At 44.9% G+C, this 16799-nt stretch carries 18 protein-coding genes and 1 other RNA gene; 5 read left to right on the forward strand and 14 right to left on the reverse strand.

Annotation, left to right across the window (positions count from 1 at the left end; genetic code table 11):
- Window positions 1–284 precede the first annotated feature (284 nt).
- The 6 genes from CSX02_RS07400 to CSX02_RS07425 are packed head-to-tail and all read right to left on the reverse strand — an operon-like array spanning window position 285 to window position 5761.
- Window positions 285–992, reverse strand: a complete 708-nt coding sequence (locus CSX02_RS07400) for a CvpA family protein (RefSeq protein WP_099386206.1) — start codon at window positions 990–992, stop codon at window positions 285–287.
- Complete coding sequence (locus CSX02_RS07405) at window positions 989–2203, reverse strand: DUF5711 family protein (protein WP_099386207.1); 1215 nt, start codon at window positions 2201–2203, stop codon at window positions 989–991. The genes CSX02_RS07400 and CSX02_RS07405 overlap by 4 nt, the downstream gene beginning before the upstream one ends.
- On the reverse strand, window positions 2184–2780 hold the full coding sequence (recR, locus tag CSX02_RS07410; RefSeq protein WP_031543896.1) for a recombination mediator RecR: 597 nt from the start codon (window positions 2778–2780) through the stop codon (window positions 2184–2186). The genes CSX02_RS07405 and recR overlap by 20 nt, the downstream gene beginning before the upstream one ends.
- Entirely contained in the window at window positions 2781–3125 is a 345-nt protein-coding gene (locus CSX02_RS07415) for a YbaB/EbfC family nucleoid-associated protein (RefSeq protein WP_031543898.1), read from the reverse strand.
- A 2-nt stretch (window positions 3126–3127) separates the two neighbouring features.
- Window positions 3128–4687: a DNA polymerase III subunit gamma/tau gene (gene dnaX, locus CSX02_RS07420; protein WP_099386208.1), complete on the reverse strand. Its 1560-nt coding sequence runs from the start codon at window positions 4685–4687 to the stop codon at window positions 3128–3130.
- Entirely contained in the window at window positions 4688–5761 is a 1074-nt protein-coding gene (locus CSX02_RS07425; protein ID WP_031543900.1) for a 6-phosphofructokinase, read from the reverse strand.
- A 138-nt stretch (window positions 5762–5899) separates the two neighbouring features.
- Between CSX02_RS07425 and CSX02_RS07430 the strand changes: the two genes are divergently transcribed.
- Window positions 5900–6319, forward strand: coding sequence for a hypothetical protein (locus tag CSX02_RS07430; protein WP_051637928.1), 420 nt, complete (start codon window positions 5900–5902; stop codon window positions 6317–6319).
- 42 nt (window positions 6320–6361) lie between these two features.
- Here the strand turns inward: CSX02_RS07430 and mnmA are convergent, their stop codons facing one another.
- From mnmA to tadA, 6 genes are all read right to left on the reverse strand, one after another.
- Window positions 6362–7441: a tRNA 2-thiouridine(34) synthase MnmA gene (gene mnmA, locus CSX02_RS07435; protein WP_099386209.1), complete on the reverse strand. Its 1080-nt coding sequence runs from the start codon at window positions 7439–7441 to the stop codon at window positions 6362–6364.
- A gap of 7 nt (window positions 7442–7448) precedes the next feature.
- On the reverse strand, window positions 7449–7892 hold the full coding sequence (gene nifU / locus CSX02_RS07440) for a Fe-S cluster assembly scaffold protein NifU (RefSeq protein WP_031543904.1): 444 nt from the start codon (window positions 7890–7892) through the stop codon (window positions 7449–7451).
- Between the two features lie 26 nt (window positions 7893–7918).
- A complete protein-coding gene (gene nifS / locus CSX02_RS07445; protein WP_099386210.1) occupies window positions 7919–9100 on the reverse strand; it encodes a cysteine desulfurase NifS in 1182 nt (393 codons plus the stop codon).
- 19 nt (window positions 9101–9119) lie between these two features.
- Window positions 9120–9554 (reverse strand): RrF2 family transcriptional regulator, encoded by a 435-nt coding sequence (locus CSX02_RS07450; protein ID WP_031543907.1) that lies wholly within the window; start codon window positions 9552–9554, stop codon window positions 9120–9122.
- 136 nt (window positions 9555–9690) lie between these two features.
- An RNA gene (gene ffs / locus CSX02_RS07455) (signal recognition particle sRNA large type) lies at window positions 9691–9951 on the reverse strand.
- 32 nt (window positions 9952–9983) lie between these two features.
- The gene (tadA, locus tag CSX02_RS07460; protein ID WP_031543908.1) at window positions 9984–10475 is read right to left on the reverse strand and encodes a tRNA adenosine(34) deaminase TadA; all 492 of its coding nucleotides are present in this window, start codon (window positions 10473–10475) and stop codon (window positions 9984–9986) included.
- Window positions 10476–10582: 107 nt separating this feature from the next.
- On the opposite strand from tadA, the gene CSX02_RS07465 reads away from it, so the two are divergent.
- From CSX02_RS07465 to CSX02_RS07480, 4 genes are all read left to right on the forward strand, one after another.
- Window positions 10583–11155, forward strand: a complete 573-nt coding sequence (locus CSX02_RS07465) for a GNAT family N-acetyltransferase (protein WP_099386211.1) — start codon at window positions 10583–10585, stop codon at window positions 11153–11155.
- 112 nt (window positions 11156–11267) lie between these two features.
- Complete coding sequence (locus CSX02_RS07470; RefSeq protein WP_031543911.1) at window positions 11268–11513, forward strand: hypothetical protein; 246 nt, start codon at window positions 11268–11270, stop codon at window positions 11511–11513.
- 112 nt (window positions 11514–11625) lie between these two features.
- The gene (locus CSX02_RS07475; protein WP_099386212.1) at window positions 11626–12027 is read left to right on the forward strand and encodes a Fur family transcriptional regulator; all 402 of its coding nucleotides are present in this window, start codon (window positions 11626–11628) and stop codon (window positions 12025–12027) included.
- A gap of 18 nt (window positions 12028–12045) precedes the next feature.
- On the forward strand, window positions 12046–12633 hold the full coding sequence (locus CSX02_RS07480) for an NADH peroxidase (protein ID WP_031543913.1): 588 nt from the start codon (window positions 12046–12048) through the stop codon (window positions 12631–12633).
- 95 nt (window positions 12634–12728) lie between these two features.
- On the opposite strand, the gene CSX02_RS07485 is transcribed toward CSX02_RS07480, so the two are convergent.
- A complete protein-coding gene (locus CSX02_RS07485; RefSeq protein WP_099386213.1) occupies window positions 12729–13490 on the reverse strand; it encodes a response regulator in 762 nt (253 codons plus the stop codon).
- 92 nt (window positions 13491–13582) lie between these two features.
- Entirely contained in the window at window positions 13583–16543 is a 2961-nt protein-coding gene (locus CSX02_RS07490; protein ID WP_099386214.1) for an ATP-binding protein, read from the reverse strand.
- Window positions 16544–16799 lie beyond the last annotated feature (256 nt).

The following is a 16799-nucleotide window of genomic DNA, read 5'->3' on the forward strand; positions in this document are numbered from 1 at the left end:
TCGCTCGATGTTCGGCTCTCGCCGAATACAAGCTTTTGAAAATCTTTTCGCACTTCTGCAGGCAGAAGCTCAAATCTTTTCAAAACCATAAAATTATTCTCGAGTTTTTCAAATCTTTCAAGGTTATTCACTGTTCAGTTATCAAGGTTCTTGCTGTTCGTTACTGCTCTCTCGCAGTCAGCTTTTGTATAATATCATCTGAAATGGATGTTGTCAACAATAATTTTCAAAAAGTTTTCGATTTTTTTATTTTTTTCTGATGGAATATCTCTCAACCCCTTATTTTAAAAGAACATCATCCAAATACTCAAAACAAAATTATTTTCGTATAACCAGTTTAGCACCGGCGACTCATATATATATGGACCGATAAACCTTCCCGCGGCAGTTCCGGCTTCCAATGCCAGCAGTGCCAACAGAACCCATATGATCACCATTCCTTTGATAGCACCGGCAGCAAGGCCAAGCCCATGATTGACAAAGGAGATTCCCGGCAAATTTTCCAGTATTCGAAACAGAGTTACCATTATATGGCAAGCCAGAAATGCAATAATCAATACAAGGATCGCAGCGATGCCATATATCGCGAGACTGCTGATCTTTGTTGCCAGTTCATGATATACGCCGTTTTGCTGCAACTGCTCTTCTGCGAGGGTTCCCAGATTCGGCACCTTTTCCAGCAATGTCATTGGCAGATATACACCCAGTTCTTCCGGTGTCAGGACACCCGTTTGGTTCGCATCCTTCTTTTCATCCGTAAGGACCTCTTTTGCCTTTTCTTCAAAATGTTTTTCTACACGCGTTTCTATCGTGGTCTGTAACGCGGTTTGCGTGGACAAAATATTTGCCACCATCGGTGTCAGCCAGATCAGAATTGCTATAATTAATACCCACTTTGCAAGTGAGTATATTACGCGCAGGAATCCGGTTGTATATCCCCACGCAATCTGCCACGCCAGTATCAGCGCAAAAACGACCAGTACCCAATTCATCGCAAATGTACCTCCTGCGTAGAATCCGATAGGATAAAGATATAGTTTGTTCCCGATCCCTGTGACAATATGCGATAAATATCCGTGTCAAAGACATAGTGGAATTTGCGGATACTGTGCGTGGTATACAGCTCAACCGAATTGCCATCGCTGATGCACATTTCTCCGTTTTCCAAAAAATAAAAATCGCGATACATGATATCGGTCTCTACCTTCATCACTTCTTTTCCCCGGAAATTGTAAAGGGAGATTTGATATCCTTCCTCATTTTGCGATGCGGTCGCGATATAATTTTTGTTATAAATAATACTGCGCGGTTGTATCTCAAGTTTCTGCTCCGATGCCAGTTGCGGCTTCTCACTTCCTTCAAAAATCATGATTTCGGAGTCGCTTAATGCAACCATCTTGTCATTTGATACATATTCAATTTCCGGAATCAACATTTCTTCATATTCAAAATTTCCGACGTTATTATCAATTTCATTTTTTCCGACTGAGCCAAAATTATAGAAGCGGATGACACTTTTCATTTTTCCTTCCGATGCATCCACGAGGGAAAGCGCCATTTTCTTTGCATCAAAAGATAAGGCAACATCCACAGGAAAAGCTCCGTTTTGCAAATAGAATTCACCGTTTGCAAGTTCATCGCCCTCTTTGTTGTACAATTTGACAACTGCTTTTTCCTCATCTTTCATCAGCACCGCTACGGTTCCCTGATTGGAAACCGACAATGCCCGAATCGGGCGTGCCATCTCGAGATGCTTCTGTGTTCCGCTTTCGGAAATGATATAAACCTCCGTTCCGCCACAATCAAAAATCGCCAGATAATCATCGCTTTTGGCCAGTGTCGGCGTGGTCATCTCATAAGATTGGTTCCAGATTTGCATATTCTGTCCATCCATGCAAATCGCGCCATCATTCGTATATTTCACGATATTTTTTCCGAAGAAGTCGAACGAAACCGCCTCGCTGTCGCGGCGCTCCGTCTTATGATCGATGCGATAGGACGAATATGTGCGCAATGCAAGATATAGCTGCGTTGCGGCAAAAATGATAATCAGAATTCCCACAACACAAAGAATCCGTCGCGCAATCGCTCTGCGATGCGAACGGATTTGTTCATTCATTTCTTCTATATCAGATTCAATTGTTTGAAAACCATTTTTGTTTGCCATGGCAATCCCTTTGTTTCTATAATTCTGTTCTGCCATCCAGTGCGCGCAGCAAAGTCACCTCGTCAATATATTCCAGATCGCCCCCGACCGGAACACCACTCGCTATACGTGTGGTCTTGATTCCTGTCGGCTTGATCAGTTTGCTGATGTACATCGCCGTGGTTTCCCCTTCCAGGCTGGAATTCGTCGCGATGATCACCTCATCGACATCCTTTTGCAGGCGGTGCATCAGCTCCGTCAGTTTGATATCCTTCGGTCCAATGCCCAGCATCGGTGAAATCGCACCATGTAACACATGATAGACGCCGTTGTATTTGTTCGTCTTTTCATATGCTGCCATGTCACGTGCATTTTCCACTACCATGATGGTCTTGTGATCGCGGGATGGATCTTTACAAATCGGGCACAGCTCTTCATCCGTGATGGTAAAACATTCCTTGCAATAGCATACCCGTTTCTTTGCATTGATGATGGAATCAGAAAGAGACTGCACATTCTCTTCCGGCAGACTGATAATATGAAATGCCAGACGCTGTGCAGTCTTCTCACCTACTCCGGGCAGAGAGGACAATTCTTCGATTAATTTCGAAATCTCTTTGCTATAATATTCCATTTAGAACAATCCAGCTCCCATTCCACCAGTGATTGCAGACATTGACTGCTGTGAAGCTTCTTCGATTTTGCGCAGCGCTTCATTGGTCGCTGCCATAATCAAATCTTCGAGCATTTCCACATCATCCGGATCAACTGCTTCCGGATCGATTTTTACTTTTGTCACTTCTTTTTTGCCGGATACGGTTACTTCAACCACTCCGCCACCTGCTGCTGCAGTCATTTCAAGTTCTTCGAGATTCTTCTGAGCCTCTTCCATCTGGCGCTGCATTTTCTGCGCCTGCTTCATTAAATTGTTCATGTTTCCCGGCATACCCATGCCAGGGAATCCACCTCTTTTTGCCATAATTATGCTTCCTCCTCATCTTCTTCCAATTCGATGTCAAAATCAATATTTCGCAAATCTGCGTATGCCGCATCATTCGATTTGCCGGTGTCATTCATCCGCACTGTGACTACAATCTCTTTGCCGATGTGCTCCTGGATATTCTGTCGAAACAGATCCAGACAGTTCGCCCGGTTCTCGGACAAATATTCATATGCATCAGGATTGTCAACTACCAACAATAATTCTCCGTTCGGCCCCAATGATGGGGTCACCATGATAAAGAATTGCTTTGCCGCACCGGTCGCCATGGAAATATACATATTCCAGTCGCGAATCACCGCCTTGATATCATCCGGCACACTCGCCGGCAATGGGGCCGGTGGTTCATTTCTGTGTGAAGGCGCAGCAGTTGCCACCGTTACGACTCCGTTTTCCACTTTCTTTTCCAGATTGTTCAATCGGTTCACAATCGAATCATCGGAGCTTTCCATCTCCGGTTTGCACAGCTTGATGACTGCCACTTCTATTAAAATGCGCTTTTGTGTCGCATTTTTAATCTGATTGGATAATTCCGAAAAAACACGGATGTATCGATAGAGTACTTCTGCCTCTACCATCTGTGCTTCTTCTTTTAAAGTTGCCAGATTCTCGGTTGAGATGTCCAAAACATCTTCGAGTTCATCCGAAACCTGTACCAGCAACAGATTGCGCAAATACCAGATAAAATCATTGACTGCCTGGGACAATTCACGTCCTTCGTTCGCAAGCCGGTCGAGCACCGCAAGAGCAGATGCCACATCCTGACCGATCACTGCGCGAAGTAACTGCGAGAACACCTCCGTATCCGCAGCCCCGAGCACTTCCAGGACTTTATCATATGTCAGCGTCTCGCCCATATGGAAAGCGATACACTGATCAAGCAAAGAAAGCGCATCTCTCATCGATCCGTCACCGGCTTTCGCCACATAACGGATGGCGCGCTCCTCCACCTCAATATTTTCCTGACGCATCAGATCCATCAAACGATCTGTAATCGTATCAATCGTAATGCGGTGAAAATCATATTTCTGGCACCGCGACAAAATGGTCAGCGGGATCTTATGATATTCCGTTGTTGCAAGAATGAAAACGACATATTCCGGCGGTTCCTCCAAAGTCTTGAGCAAAGCGTTGAATGCTGCAACCGTCAGCATATGCACCTCGTCAATGATATAAACTTTGTATTTGCCTTCTGCCGGAGTATATGCAACCTCGTCACGAATCTGTCGAATGCTGTCGACACCGTTGTTGGATGCCGCATCAATTTCAATTACATTAAGAGAAGTGCCATCTGCAATTGCTTTGCAGGTCGGGCACTCCCCACATGGACTTCCATCTACCGGGTGCTCACAGTTGATTGCCCGTGCAAATATTTTTGCTACCGATGTCTTACCTGTTCCGCGTGTTCCACAAAACAGGTAAGCATGTCCCATTCGATTTGCATTTATCTGATTCTTGAGTGTTGTAACAATATGATCCTGCCCTTTTACCTCATCAAACGTTTGCGGGCGGAATTTTCGATAAAGTGCTGTATAAGCCATTTAGTCTCCAAAGCTGATTCCCATGCGCTTTGCCTCGATAATCATCTGTCCGTCCGGATCAACGGATTTTAATTTGCCTGCGCATTCTTCCAGCGGTACTTTTTTCGTTTTTCCGTTTATCATTGCAATCATGCATCCAAAATCGCGGTCCATGATTGCCTGTGCTGCAGCAGAACCCAATCTCGTGCACAATACACGGTCATACGGGCAAGGACTGCCGCCGCGCTGTGTATGTCCCGGAACCGTCACGCGCACTTCCGTACCACACACTTCCTTGATTTGCTCTGCAATTTCATAAGAAACAGATGGGGCTTTGCGCTTCTCCACCTTTTTCTTGTATTCTTTCTTAGAAAGCTTTGCATCCTCTTTTGAAATCGCACCTTCTGCGACAGCAAGAATTGTAAAGCCTTTTCCTTCACTGCTGCGTTTTTGGACTGCTTCCACAACTTTATCAATATCATATGGAATTTCCGGAAGCAGAATAATGTCTGCGCCACCGGCAATTCCGGCATATAATGTCAGCCATCCAACCTTATGTCCCATAACTTCCACAATAAATACACGGTTATGGGAAGCAGCAGTTGTATGAATGCAGTCAATTGCATCTGTTGCAATATTGATTGCGCTCTGGAATCCGAATGTCACATCGGTACCATAGATATCATTGTCGATGGTCTTTGGCAAATGAATGACATTTAATCCCTCCTCGCGAAGCAGATTCGCAGTCTTTTGCGTACCATTGCCACCGAGAATCACCAGACAATCCAGACTGAGCTTGTAATAGGTCTGCTTCATCGCCTCAACTTTGTCCACGCCATTCTCATCCGGAACGCGCATAAGTTTGAACGGCTGACGCGAAGAACCCAGAATCGTTCCGCCTTTTGTCAGAATGCCTGAAAAATCCTTCGAAGTCAACAAACGATAATTGCCATAAATCAATCCCTTGTATCCGTTCTCGAATCCATAAACCTCAAGGTCCGCAACATTCGCCGCGAGGCTTTTTACCACACCGCGCATCGCTGCGTTCAAAGCCTGACAGTCACCACCACTGGTCAACATACCGATTCTAAGCATAAGCAAGTCCTTTCTGTCCATATTCTTCTGCCTTATTGGTTTCTTTATAATATGTTTCATTATAATATAAAGAAAGCGAATTGTCATTTGCAATCATGATTTTTTATGTTATACTTTTTCGTATTGAAAGAGGTAATTATGGCAAATAATAATCATCATCGCAACAATGCGAATCAACACAAGGAGCCGGCAATCAAAAAATTTATGCTTGGCACCAAAGAATTGGAAAATAAAATTGCAGAATTTGAATATGACCGCGGTCAATATACGATTACCGATGTCATCGGAGAAGAGCGCACGGAAATATACCGCTCCCGCAATATGCAGGAAGCATATATGAAATGGAATGTTTATATCGGTCGCAAGAAGGAGCGCCCTGCCAGAGCGAAGGCTGAAAATGCCGAAGCAACCGAGGCACAGGCAGCACCTGCGCCGCAAAACAATCATCGACAGGAAAACCGCAAAAACAACAATCATTCCAAAAACAACCGGTCGCGCAATCGCTCACAGAAGCGTCAGACCAAGCGCGTCGATTATAACGGCGAATCAGACGAATAGTCTTTTCATCAAAAAAGGTAGTGTCAAACGACACTACCTTTTTTATGCTTTTATAATACGTCCACCACACAGTACATGATCGCCCTCATAGAACACAGCCGCCTGCCCCGGTGTCATCGCGCGCTGCGGTTCGTTAAAAGTTGCTTTAACTTTTCCATCCAGCATGGGCTCAATCACACAATCCGCGCCTCGATGCGAATATCGCACCTTGCCAAATGTATTGACAGGCCCTTCGATTTTGTCCACAGCCATGTAATTGACATCGTCTATGATGCAGGTTTTCGTAAACAAATCCTCCGATTTGCATATTACCACTTCATTCGTCTCCGGGCGGAGTTCTTTGACAAACAGTGGTGTTTCTGCTGTAATTCCAAGCCCTTTACGCTGTCCGATTGTATAGTGAATCAAACCTTTGTGTTCACCGATTACAGTGCCATCTTCAAGTACAAAGTTGCCCGGAACCGGCTTGCGGCCGGTTTCACGCGCGATAAATCCGGCATAATCATGATCCGGCACAAAACAGATATCCTGGCTGTCACTCTTATGTGCGACCGGAAGGCCAATCTCCTCCGCGATTTCGCGAATTCTGCTTTTTTCAAAGTCTCCTACCGGCATCAGCGTATGCTTCAGCTGATCCTGCGTCAGATTATATAATGCATAAGTCTGGTCCTTTGCCGCAGTCACCGAGTTGCGAATCGCATAACGCCCATTCGCCAGCCTGTCAATGCGGGCATAGTGACCTGTTGCAATATAATCCGCACCGATTTCGATTGCGCGATGCAGCAAAGCTTCCCATTTCACATAGCGATTGCAGGCGATACACGGGTTTGGCGTATATGCTCTTTCATATTCCGACACGAAATAATCAATGACCGCTTTTTGAAACTCTGAGCGGAAATTCATTACATAATACGGAATTTCGAGTCTTTCCGCCACGCGTCTGGCGTCCTCAACCGCACTCAGACCGCAGCATCCACCTGATTCAGATATGATTTCGGGCTCTTCTTCCTGCCAGATCTGCATCGTCACACCGATGACATCATATCCCTGTTCTTTTAGCAGATAAGCCGCCACCGATGAATCCACTCCACCGGACATCCCGACAACAACTTTTTCCTTCATAGATGATTTAGTACTCCTCTTCCGGGGCTTCTTCCTTTTCACCGATGTCATTCACCGGCTTCTGCAACCCTTCGATTTGTGTTCCTGTTTTTTCACTGTAATCCCACAGTGCCGCATGAATTGCCTCTTCTGCAAGCAAGGAACAATGTACCTTTACCGGCGGAAGTCCGTCCAGCGCCTCCATTACAGCCCTGTTTGTCACAGTCATTGCTTCCTGTACGGTCTTGCCTTTGACCAGTTCAGTTGCCATGGAACTGGTTGCCACTGCTGCACCGCATCCGAAAGTTTTGAATTTTGCTTCCTGAATCACACCCTGATCGTCGATGTCCAAATACATACGCATAATGTCACCGCATTTTGCGTTGCCGACAGTTCCGACACCGGATGGATTTTCCATTTCTCCGACGTTTCTCGGATTATTAAAATGATCCATTACTTTTTCGCTATACATTGTATTCGCCTCTCTATTCTATCAGTTTATGCGTTCTTTTTCACGTAATCTTCGTAAAGTGGAGACATACTGCGCAAACGCACGATAATCTTCTTTAAATTCTCTATAGTAAAATCAATCTGCTCACGCGTTGTCTCGCGGGAGATGGTAATGCGCAATGAGCCGTGTGCACGCTCATGCGGGATGCCGATTGCAAGAAGTACATGCGACGGATCGAGCGAGCCGGATGTACATGCCGATCCGGAGCTTGCGCAGATGCCGTTTTGATCCAACAGAATCAGCATCGATTCTCCTTCGATAAATCGGAATCCGAAATTGGCATTGTTCGGCAAACGATATTCTTTGCTGCCATGCAACACCGCATGCGGAATCTCTTCAAGCACACGTGAAATCAGATAATCGCGAAGCTGGGTTTCGTATTCGGCTGTTTCCTTCATATTGGCAATCGCCAGTTCTGTCGCCTTGCCCATTCCGACAATTCCCGGTACATTATGTGTTCCCGCACGTCGATTGCGTTCCTGCGCACCGCCGTGAACAAAATTGCGAATCTTGACACCTCTTCTGATATAGAGGAATCCGATTCCTTTCGGACCGTTGATCTTGTGTCCGCTGGCAGAAAGCATATCGATTCCCATTTCATCTACATCAAGTGGAATATGTCCAAAGGCCTGCACCGCATCGGTGTGAAACAGGACTGAATGTGCCTTTGCAATGGCACCAATCTCCTTCAACGGTTCAATGGTTCCGATTTCATTGTTTGCTGCCATCACCGAAATCAATATGGTGTCCGGACGAATCGCAGCCTCTACATCGGCCGGATTCACACGTCCGTCCGCGTCGACATCGAGATATGTCACTTCATATCCATTCTGCTCGAGCCACTGCGCCGTATGCAAAATTGCATGATGCTCGATTTTGGTCGTGATGATATGCTTTCCTTTCGAAGCATATGCCTCTGCAGTCGCTTTGAGCGCCCAATTATCGGACTCACTTCCGCCTGCAGTAAAGTAAATCTCTTCATTTTTGGCTCCGATTGCGTTTGCAATTACTGTGCGAGCCTTGTCTACCGCTGCTTTGGACTCAGATGCAAAGCTGTATATCGCGGATGGATTACCGTAATGCTCGCAGAAAAACGGAAGCATCGCTTCGAGCACCTCCGGTGCAACCGCTGTGGTTGCCGCATTGTCTAGGTATATTAATTGTTCCATGATTGTACCTCTTTTCTTGTTAAATCACATACATCCCGTTCTTTTCGTTCTTCCAGTCAAGCAGATCCTGGAGTGTAATATTGTCCACAACCTCATTAATTGCATCATTAATCTTCTTGTATACGAGGTATGTAACACAATCGTTCATCTTCAGACATTCCGATTCCGCACCGTCAATGCAGGCAACCGGCGCCAGCGATCCTTCCGTCAATCGCAAAATGTCGCCCACACTGTACTCCTCCGGGCTACGTGTCAGCAAATATCCGCCTTGCGCACCGCGAATACTTCGCACATATCCCGCTTTGTTCAGAATCGCAATAATCTGCTCAAGATATTTTTCAGAAATATCCTGGCGTCGCGAAATGTCTTTCAGGCTCACCGGTGTCCCTTTTTCATTTAATGCCACGTCCAACATCAGACGCAGTGCATATCTTCCCTTTGTGGATATCTTCATATTTGTTCCTCCGGTATTTCAAATGGATTTTAATTCCTAGTATGATACTATACTATATAATTCCTAGTTGTCAATAGGGATTTTTAGGCAAAAAAAATTCATAATGCCGATTTCGTCGGATTATGAATCTAAAAAACCGAGCGTTTGACTTCGAATTTGACCAATAAACGCTACCTGTACAGCCAACTCCCCCCAGGCACCCCTACGACACATGAAAGGTTTCCCTTAGGGCTGCTGTGTTCCCACCCTGACCCGGTTCGGGAATTCTCATTGCGTAAGACCCAGGCGTCAACGCCGTCTGTACGGGGCTGCTTTACCAGCATAACCCTCTGCCAAACATCACCCCAACTATAGCGGATTGTTGGTTCAAGGCACCGCTACCACCCCGGCTGCTCGGAGATTTTAGTATAATTGTTATTGCGGAAAATGTCAAGATTCTGCGGTGTCCCTTTGCTTTTCGAGGCGCTTGCGTGCACGCAGTCCGCGAAAGTAATCCGAAAGCATTTCACTGCATACCTCTCCAAGCACGCCTCGGTCGGTCGGGACCTGATGATTGAAGGCTTCCATCTGCAGCAGATTGAGCACGGATCCGGCGCAGCCCGCTTTGGGATTCATCGCTCCAATCACCACGCGCCCCATACGGCATTGGACGATTGCGCCCGCGCACATCTGGCATGGTTCCAGCGTCACATATAAGGTACAATCTTCCAGTCTCCAGTCTCCATAGCGCTTGCTGGCCTTTCGAATCGCAATCATCTCCGCGTGTGCCAGCGTATTTTTATCCGTATTGCGACGATTGTATCCCCTCGCAATGATTTTGCCGTCGTGCACAATCACACAGCCAATCGGGACTTCATCGAGCCGCATGGCTTTTTTTGCCTGCCGCAATGCTTCTTTCATAAATTTTTCGTCTTCTGTCATTTTCTTCATAAATGCGTTATTTTCCTTATATTCATTCATCTGCAATCATGTTATAATAAATCATAGTAGCACTTTTATCCTAATTTTAAAACTACTTGGAGTGCAAAATGCAATTAGAATACGAAACCCCGCGATTACTTTTAAAAGTACTCAAAGCGGATAATACCAATGCGACAAGGGTTTTGGATTTTTATTTAAACGACAAATTATTTTTTGAGCGTTATGAGCCGGATCGCATCCCCAATTTTTATACGCATGCATTTCAGAAAAGTGTATTGAAATTCGAATTCAATGCCATGGTGAAAGGCACCCATATCCGATATTACGTTTTTCGCAAAGAAGAGCCGAATGTCATTATCGGCACAATTTGTTTTCATGAGATTACACGTAATTATTTCAGCAACTGTGAACTCGGTTACAAATTTGCGACGGAATTTCACCATCATGGATATGCACGCGAGGCCATTGGCTATGCACTAACCTCTCTGTTTACAGAAGAAGGCATTCATCGTGTGCAAGCCTTTGTGGAAATCCACAATGCGCCATCTATCCGCCTTGTGGAGAAACTTGGTTTTGAGCAAGAAGGGATATGCCATGATTATATTAAATTAAACGGAAAATGGTCGGATCATTATCGTTACTCTTACATCAATCCGTTTCAGTCAGAGCCACAAATATAACGAAAATATTACCGATTCATTGCAAATTGTCAGACAGTTTATCCACAGTTTCCACATCGAATTGTGCATAACTGGTACACTAGTACTATCTGTTACTTGAAAGGAGACACTTATGCGTGACGATTTGAATATGTCAGTCTCATCAATTGTCGAAAAAAATGGTCAAAAACAAATCTACGTTGTTTTTGAAGATGATACCCGTTCGGCTGAGGGGCGACTGCCGGACGGCAAGATTCTCTCCAACAACGGATTCAGCGACGAAGAGGTTGCAGCGCTTGAACTTTATCTGTCTGCCAATTCTGCACAAATCCACGAAATGGCAAAAAAAATCAATATCATGGATGCCTTTTTAAAATAAAACAGTAATCATTCCTGTTTTTGCTTTTTAAGTATTGACACGATTGAGTTTATTTGTTATATTCTAAACATAGTAATGATTCCTAATTTGTTTAGAAAGGAGCGTAAACACGGTGATTAAGTATAGTCGACAGCGAGAGAGCATTCTCAACGATCTGCTTTCCCGATATGATCATCCAACAGCTGATATGGTTTATGAAAGCGTGCGCACGCACCAGCCGAATATCAGCCTGGGAACTGTTTATCGCAATCTTTCGCAGCTTGCAGAGAGCGGACAAATTTTGAAAATTACCACCGGAATCGGTCCGGATCGATTCGACGGACACACGCATGAACATGTGCATTTCATCTGCACCGCATGTGGAAACGTCTACGATATGGACTATCTTCCGAGAGAGAGACTAACTGAAGAGGCCGCAAAGGCATTGTCCACAAAAGGACAGATTGATGGCTATCATCTGCAATTTTACGGACGCTGTCAGAACTGTCTCAACAGCACAACTAATTTTTCATAATTTAAGGAGGAAGCAACTATGGCAAAATGGGTATGTTCAGTATGTGGTTATGTACATGAAGGTGACAATCCACCGGAGGAGTGTCCGGTATGTCATGTCGGATCAGACCAGTTCAAGAAGGTGGAAGGTGAAATGACACTTGCTGCAGAGCATGAATATGGTGTTTATGCCAAGACCGTGAAAAATAATGATGCCATTCCTGAAGAGGATAAGAAATATATCTTTGAACAGTTAAAGGCAAATTTCGATGGAGAATGTTCTGAAGTCGGAATGTATCTTTGCATGGCGCGTATCGCACATCGTGAAGGTTATCCGGAAATCGGATTATATTGGGAGAAGGCTGCCTTCGAAGAGGCTGAGCATGCTGCAAAATTTGCAGAATTGCTGGGCGAGGATCTCGAGGCAAATATGACCGCCTCTACAAAGAAGAATCTTGCATGGCGTGTTGATTGCGAATTTGGCGCAACTGCCGGCAAAACCGATCTTGCCAAATGCGCAAAGAAATACAATCTCGATGCAATTCATGATACGGTTCATGAGATGGCAAGGGATGAGGCACGTCACGGAAAAGCATTAAAGGGACTGCTTGAGCGCTATTTTGGATAATATAAAACCAGCATAAAAGGAGTGGCATTTGCCACTCCTTTTTTATAGTTCTATTGTTTCCATGATTTCAGGAATCCTGCAGATCATCCCTCTCCTTAATCCGCATGAAGCTGGAAATATTTTTGCAGATTATCCAGCAGTTCATCTTTTTGAATTGTCTTCAACAAATAGCCTTCCGGTTTCAAAGCCACAACCCCCATAACGCTGGCTTTATCTCCTTTGCCTGTTAAAAAGATGACCGGAATATGTTTGGTCTCCTCATCGGCTCGAAGCATCTCAAGCACCTGCGGGCCTGAGGTAATCGGCATTTCATAGTCCAGCAGAATCAGGTCGGCCTTGTTTTTGCCAAGCCACTTAATCGCCTGCAATCCGGAATTCGCCATTGCTACACGATAATCATCTTTGAGCCACTCTCGCACGAGGCCCAGATAAGTCATGTCATCATCCACAACCAGAATGCTCTTTTTGAATTCACCATGCTCAATTTTGTCGAACAAATCGGACACTGTCTTAATATATAATTCATTGTCAAGTGGACGTGGAAATATGGTATAAATCACATCGCTCGGCATCTTGTCTCTTTCTGCCTTGGCATCCACTTTGTCGCCAATCAGAATCAGCGGTTTCCCTTCATCCGTAATTTTATCAATCAGGAACCGGCGCACCTCATCATGTATGACTTCTCCGCCGTCCATGTAATAGGTAATCAAAGAACATTTATTCCATCCCTCATTAATGGAATCCACCGTTGCCGGAGCGTAAAATGCATCAATCTCCGAGTCAACCAGCTTCTTTACCAGAACGCGAATGACAAAAGATTCCTTTCCTCCGATTACCATTACTGTAGTTTTTCCCATGCAAAATACCTCCGCATTTTTCAGTCGCGTCTATGCACCAAACCCCATATTGCATAGTTTATGTATATTGTAATCTTTTTTTGTCCTATTGTCTATTTGGACAGCTCATATTTTGCCATTGCTACCGTTTCATCATACATATCCATGACTTCAAAATGATTCTTGCGAATATAATCTATATTTTGATTCTTACATGCATCCTCCAGATCACGCGCACAGCCGAACAATTCCAGTGCTCCGATTGTCTTGCTGTTGGACTTTAAGGAATGCGCATGCACGCGATACGCTTCCAGATCCTCTCTCTCCAGCGCGGCATCCATCTCGTCTTTCACTGACTGGGCAGAATCGATAAAGACTTCCAATGTCTCATGATACAGTTCTTCCAGTCCTCCGCAATACAGCATCGCCATATTGTGATCGAGGAGCTTTTCCGGAGACGGATGCTGCTCAGATTCCGATGTTTCCTGCTCTTCCGAAACAGTTGAAGCCGTCGAAGCTTCCGCTTCAAACAGACCACGAATTGCCGCAATATTCAGCTCCTCTGCAACCGGTGCCGACGGAATGGCCGATTCCGAATGTAAATAATCGGATTTTGTTGTCTCGCTTCGTTCCGGATTTTGCTCAGAGGTTTTTGCACCATCCGATTCATATTCAGGATTTTCCGATGCCTCAGACATTTCTTTCTCCAAATGCAGATATTTGCATAAGAGTTCTTCCAAATCCGTCCAGCGTATCGGCTTACTCAGATAATCCGTGAATCCTTCCTTCAAATATTCTTCCCGCGCTCCCTCGATGGCATTTGCCGTCAGTGCAATATAAGGGGTATCCCGGCACAGACTCTTCTCCGAATTTTTTGCGCGATGCAGTGTTTCAATGCCATCCATTCCCGGCATCATATGATCCAAGAAAATGATATCATAATGATTCATCTCGATCAGATCGAGCATTTCCGCGCCACCGGTACAGGTATCGATTCGAATTTGCGAATCTTTCAGCAGTCCGCAGAACACTTTCAGGTTCATGCGATTGTCATCAACGACCATAATGCGGGCATGTGGTGCGAATATATTTGTAGTCTGACCATCTCTCGTAGCCTGATGGTAATTGCGCATGTATCGATCAAATGCCCCGATTGGTTTTGGATCAACAATCTGTTGCGGAATCCAGACCATAAACTCCGAACCGATGCCATATTCACTTTTGACATCAATCAGTCCGCCCATCAAATCAAGTAACTGATGCGTGATGGCCAGACCAAGTCCGGTTCCCTCCACATCCCGGTTACGCGCATAATCGAGACGTTCAAAATTGGTAAAGAGCTTATCAAAGTCACTTTCCTTGATTCCGATTCCGGTATCTTTGACGGAAATGAACAGATAAAATCCGCTCTCCGCGTCGCGGCGACTCATCGTAATCGTGACGCTACCCTCATTGGTATATTTAATCGCGTTATTCAGGATATTCAGCAGAATCTCACGAATACGCTTATCGTCACCGTAAAGTGTGCGCGGCAGTGTCGGATCCACATCCACAAAGAATTTCAATCGTTTTTCCGCCGCTCTCATCTGCATCATCGGAATGATTGCATTAAGCAGCGCACTGATGTCATATTCCTGATCCACGATTTCGACTTTGCCCGACTCGATTCTCGAAAAATCAAGAATATCATTTACAATCTCAAGCAAATGTTCACTGGCTTCTTTGACATTGGTCGCATATTCGCGCACCTGATTTTTCTCGGATTCGCGAATAATCAGCTCGTTTAAACCGACAATCGCATTGATCGGAGTGCGAATCTCATGCGACATATTGGCAAGGAATTCCGTCTTGGCGCGGTTTGCCTCCTGCGCATGTGCCGCCTCATGATGTGCATTCACCGTCTGATTATAGGCATCAATCGATGAGAGAACCAGCAGGAAATACAATCCGATAATCAAAAAGATTCCATCCAGACGATATGGTTCGCCAACCACATTCAGCATAAAAATTTCTACTATGGAGAAGAAAATCAAACCGGCAAAACCAATCGCCAAAGTGAGATATTCCCGATGTGCCTTGACAAAAATATCATAGGCCAGCAAAATCAAAGCCACCAAAATCACGGTAGCAAGCACACTATTCATTGCCAACATGGAATCTGCAAAGCTGACCACATGGCTGAAGTGAAGTCCGGAAATCACCACAAAATCTATCAGAAGAATCAGCGATAACACCTGGAATACTTTATGATAACGACGCTTTTGCAGGCAGTCCACATACAGGAAATACGGATACGGAATCAGCATGGTGATCAAATATCCCATGCATCCGTCCACATAATAATTGCCGAAGATAAACTGATACAGCAGACTGTCAAAAATCGACCACATCGCACTCGCAAACAGACCTCCCGACAGATAGCCGAGCGGTACGCGATAATACTTTCTGCGCTGCACGAACATTGCGATAATCCACACAATCAATGCGACCACCGCCAAAATGACGGAAAGAATCAGCTGCAATCCGTTTTCCCGGACAAGTCTGGAAAGGATTCCATACATATTTCCCAGATAAATCTCATGAATATATCTATTGCTCAATTCTGTATCGTTGCGCACTATGCGAATTTCCTTGCCGCTGTCCTGTGCGGACAGTTCAACCGGAACAACCACCGACTTGACTACATAGCCCGGAAATTTCCGCTCGTTGTCTGAGTAGACATAGCGCAAATGATGATCAATATATACCTCAAAATCACGACCGGTAACAAAGCACAGCATGTCATCATCCTTGATATTATCCGGCAACTGCGCAGACATGGTAATCGGCGTAACCTCGTCCTGATCCAAAATTGCGGGCAGCACAATCCCCGTTTCGTCTCCGTCTTCTTTTTCCCAAGTCCAGGTAATATCGAGAATATCGCATCGCGGATTGAACAAATCCGGATTCTTAATCATAATCTGGCCATAGACCAGCAGGGCTATAAGTCCCGCCAATATCACCGCCATGATTGCCCCGATGATGATCGAGAAAATATCTCTTTTTATCTCTTTCTTTTCTGTAACTGACTCCATAGTATAACCTTATCTGTATATAAATTTTGTAAACTATCCCAATTTTTTATAATAACTGAAGCCATGTTGTTTTTCAATCCCTCCGGAGGAGCATTTTCCCGGAATTGTTACCATTTCCAGCCTGTGACATTACAATCACATCCTCGTCCCTTGGCCTCGGTAAGCCCTTCACATTTTGCGAATATTTCAGGTTTTTAATATGCAAAAGGCGAGCATCACACATGTGTCTTTTGATGAATGAACCATTTTGAAAAAG

Source organism: Agathobacter ruminis (assembly GCF_002735305.1).
GTDB lineage: Bacteria > Bacillota > Clostridia > Lachnospirales > Lachnospiraceae > Roseburia > Roseburia ruminis.

What these genes read in the sequence shown, in the direction of transcription:
- CSX02_RS07400 (WP_099386206.1), bottom strand. Translation starts at nt 992, where the DNA reads ATGAATTGGGTACTGGTCGTTTTTGCGCTGATACTGGCGTGGCAGATT.
- CSX02_RS07405 (WP_099386207.1), bottom strand. Translation starts at nt 2,203, where the DNA reads ATGGCAGAACAGAATTATAGAAACAAAGGGATTGCCATGGCAAACAAA.
- recR (WP_031543896.1), bottom strand. Translation starts at nt 2,780, where the DNA reads ATGGAATATTATAGCAAAGAGATTTCGAAATTAATCGAAGAATTGTCC.
- CSX02_RS07415 (WP_031543898.1), bottom strand. Translation starts at nt 3,125, where the DNA reads ATGGCAAAAAGAGGTGGATTCCCTGGCATGGGTATGCCGGGAAACATG.
- dnaX (WP_099386208.1), bottom strand. Translation starts at nt 4,687, where the DNA reads ATGGCTTATACAGCACTTTATCGAAAATTCCGCCCGCAAACGTTTGAT.
- CSX02_RS07425 (WP_031543900.1), bottom strand. Translation starts at nt 5,761, where the DNA reads ATGCTTAGAATCGGTATGTTGACCAGTGGTGGTGACTGTCAGGCTTTG.
- CSX02_RS07430 (WP_051637928.1), top strand. Translation starts at nt 5,900, where the DNA reads ATGGCAAATAATAATCATCATCGCAACAATGCGAATCAACACAAGGAG.
- mnmA (WP_099386209.1), bottom strand. Translation starts at nt 7,441, where the DNA reads ATGAAGGAAAAAGTTGTTGTCGGGATGTCCGGTGGAGTGGATTCATCG.
- nifU (WP_031543904.1), bottom strand. Translation starts at nt 7,892, where the DNA reads ATGTATAGCGAAAAAGTAATGGATCATTTTAATAATCCGAGAAACGTC.
- nifS (WP_099386210.1), bottom strand. Translation starts at nt 9,100, where the DNA reads ATGGAACAATTAATATACCTAGACAATGCGGCAACCACAGCGGTTGCA.
- CSX02_RS07450 (WP_031543907.1), bottom strand. Translation starts at nt 9,554, where the DNA reads ATGAAGATATCCACAAAGGGAAGATATGCACTGCGTCTGATGTTGGAC.
- tadA (WP_031543908.1), bottom strand. Translation starts at nt 10,475, where the DNA reads ATGACAGAAGACGAAAAATTTATGAAAGAAGCATTGCGGCAGGCAAAA.
- CSX02_RS07465 (WP_099386211.1), top strand. Translation starts at nt 10,583, where the DNA reads ATGCAATTAGAATACGAAACCCCGCGATTACTTTTAAAAGTACTCAAA.
- CSX02_RS07470 (WP_031543911.1), top strand. Translation starts at nt 11,268, where the DNA reads ATGCGTGACGATTTGAATATGTCAGTCTCATCAATTGTCGAAAAAAAT.
- CSX02_RS07480 (WP_031543913.1), top strand. Translation starts at nt 12,046, where the DNA reads ATGGCAAAATGGGTATGTTCAGTATGTGGTTATGTACATGAAGGTGAC.
- CSX02_RS07485 (WP_099386213.1), bottom strand. Translation starts at nt 13,490, where the DNA reads ATGGGAAAAACTACAGTAATGGTAATCGGAGGAAAGGAATCTTTTGTC.
- CSX02_RS07490 (WP_099386214.1), bottom strand. Translation starts at nt 16,543, where the DNA reads ATGGAGTCAGTTACAGAAAAGAAAGAGATAAAAAGAGATATTTTCTCG.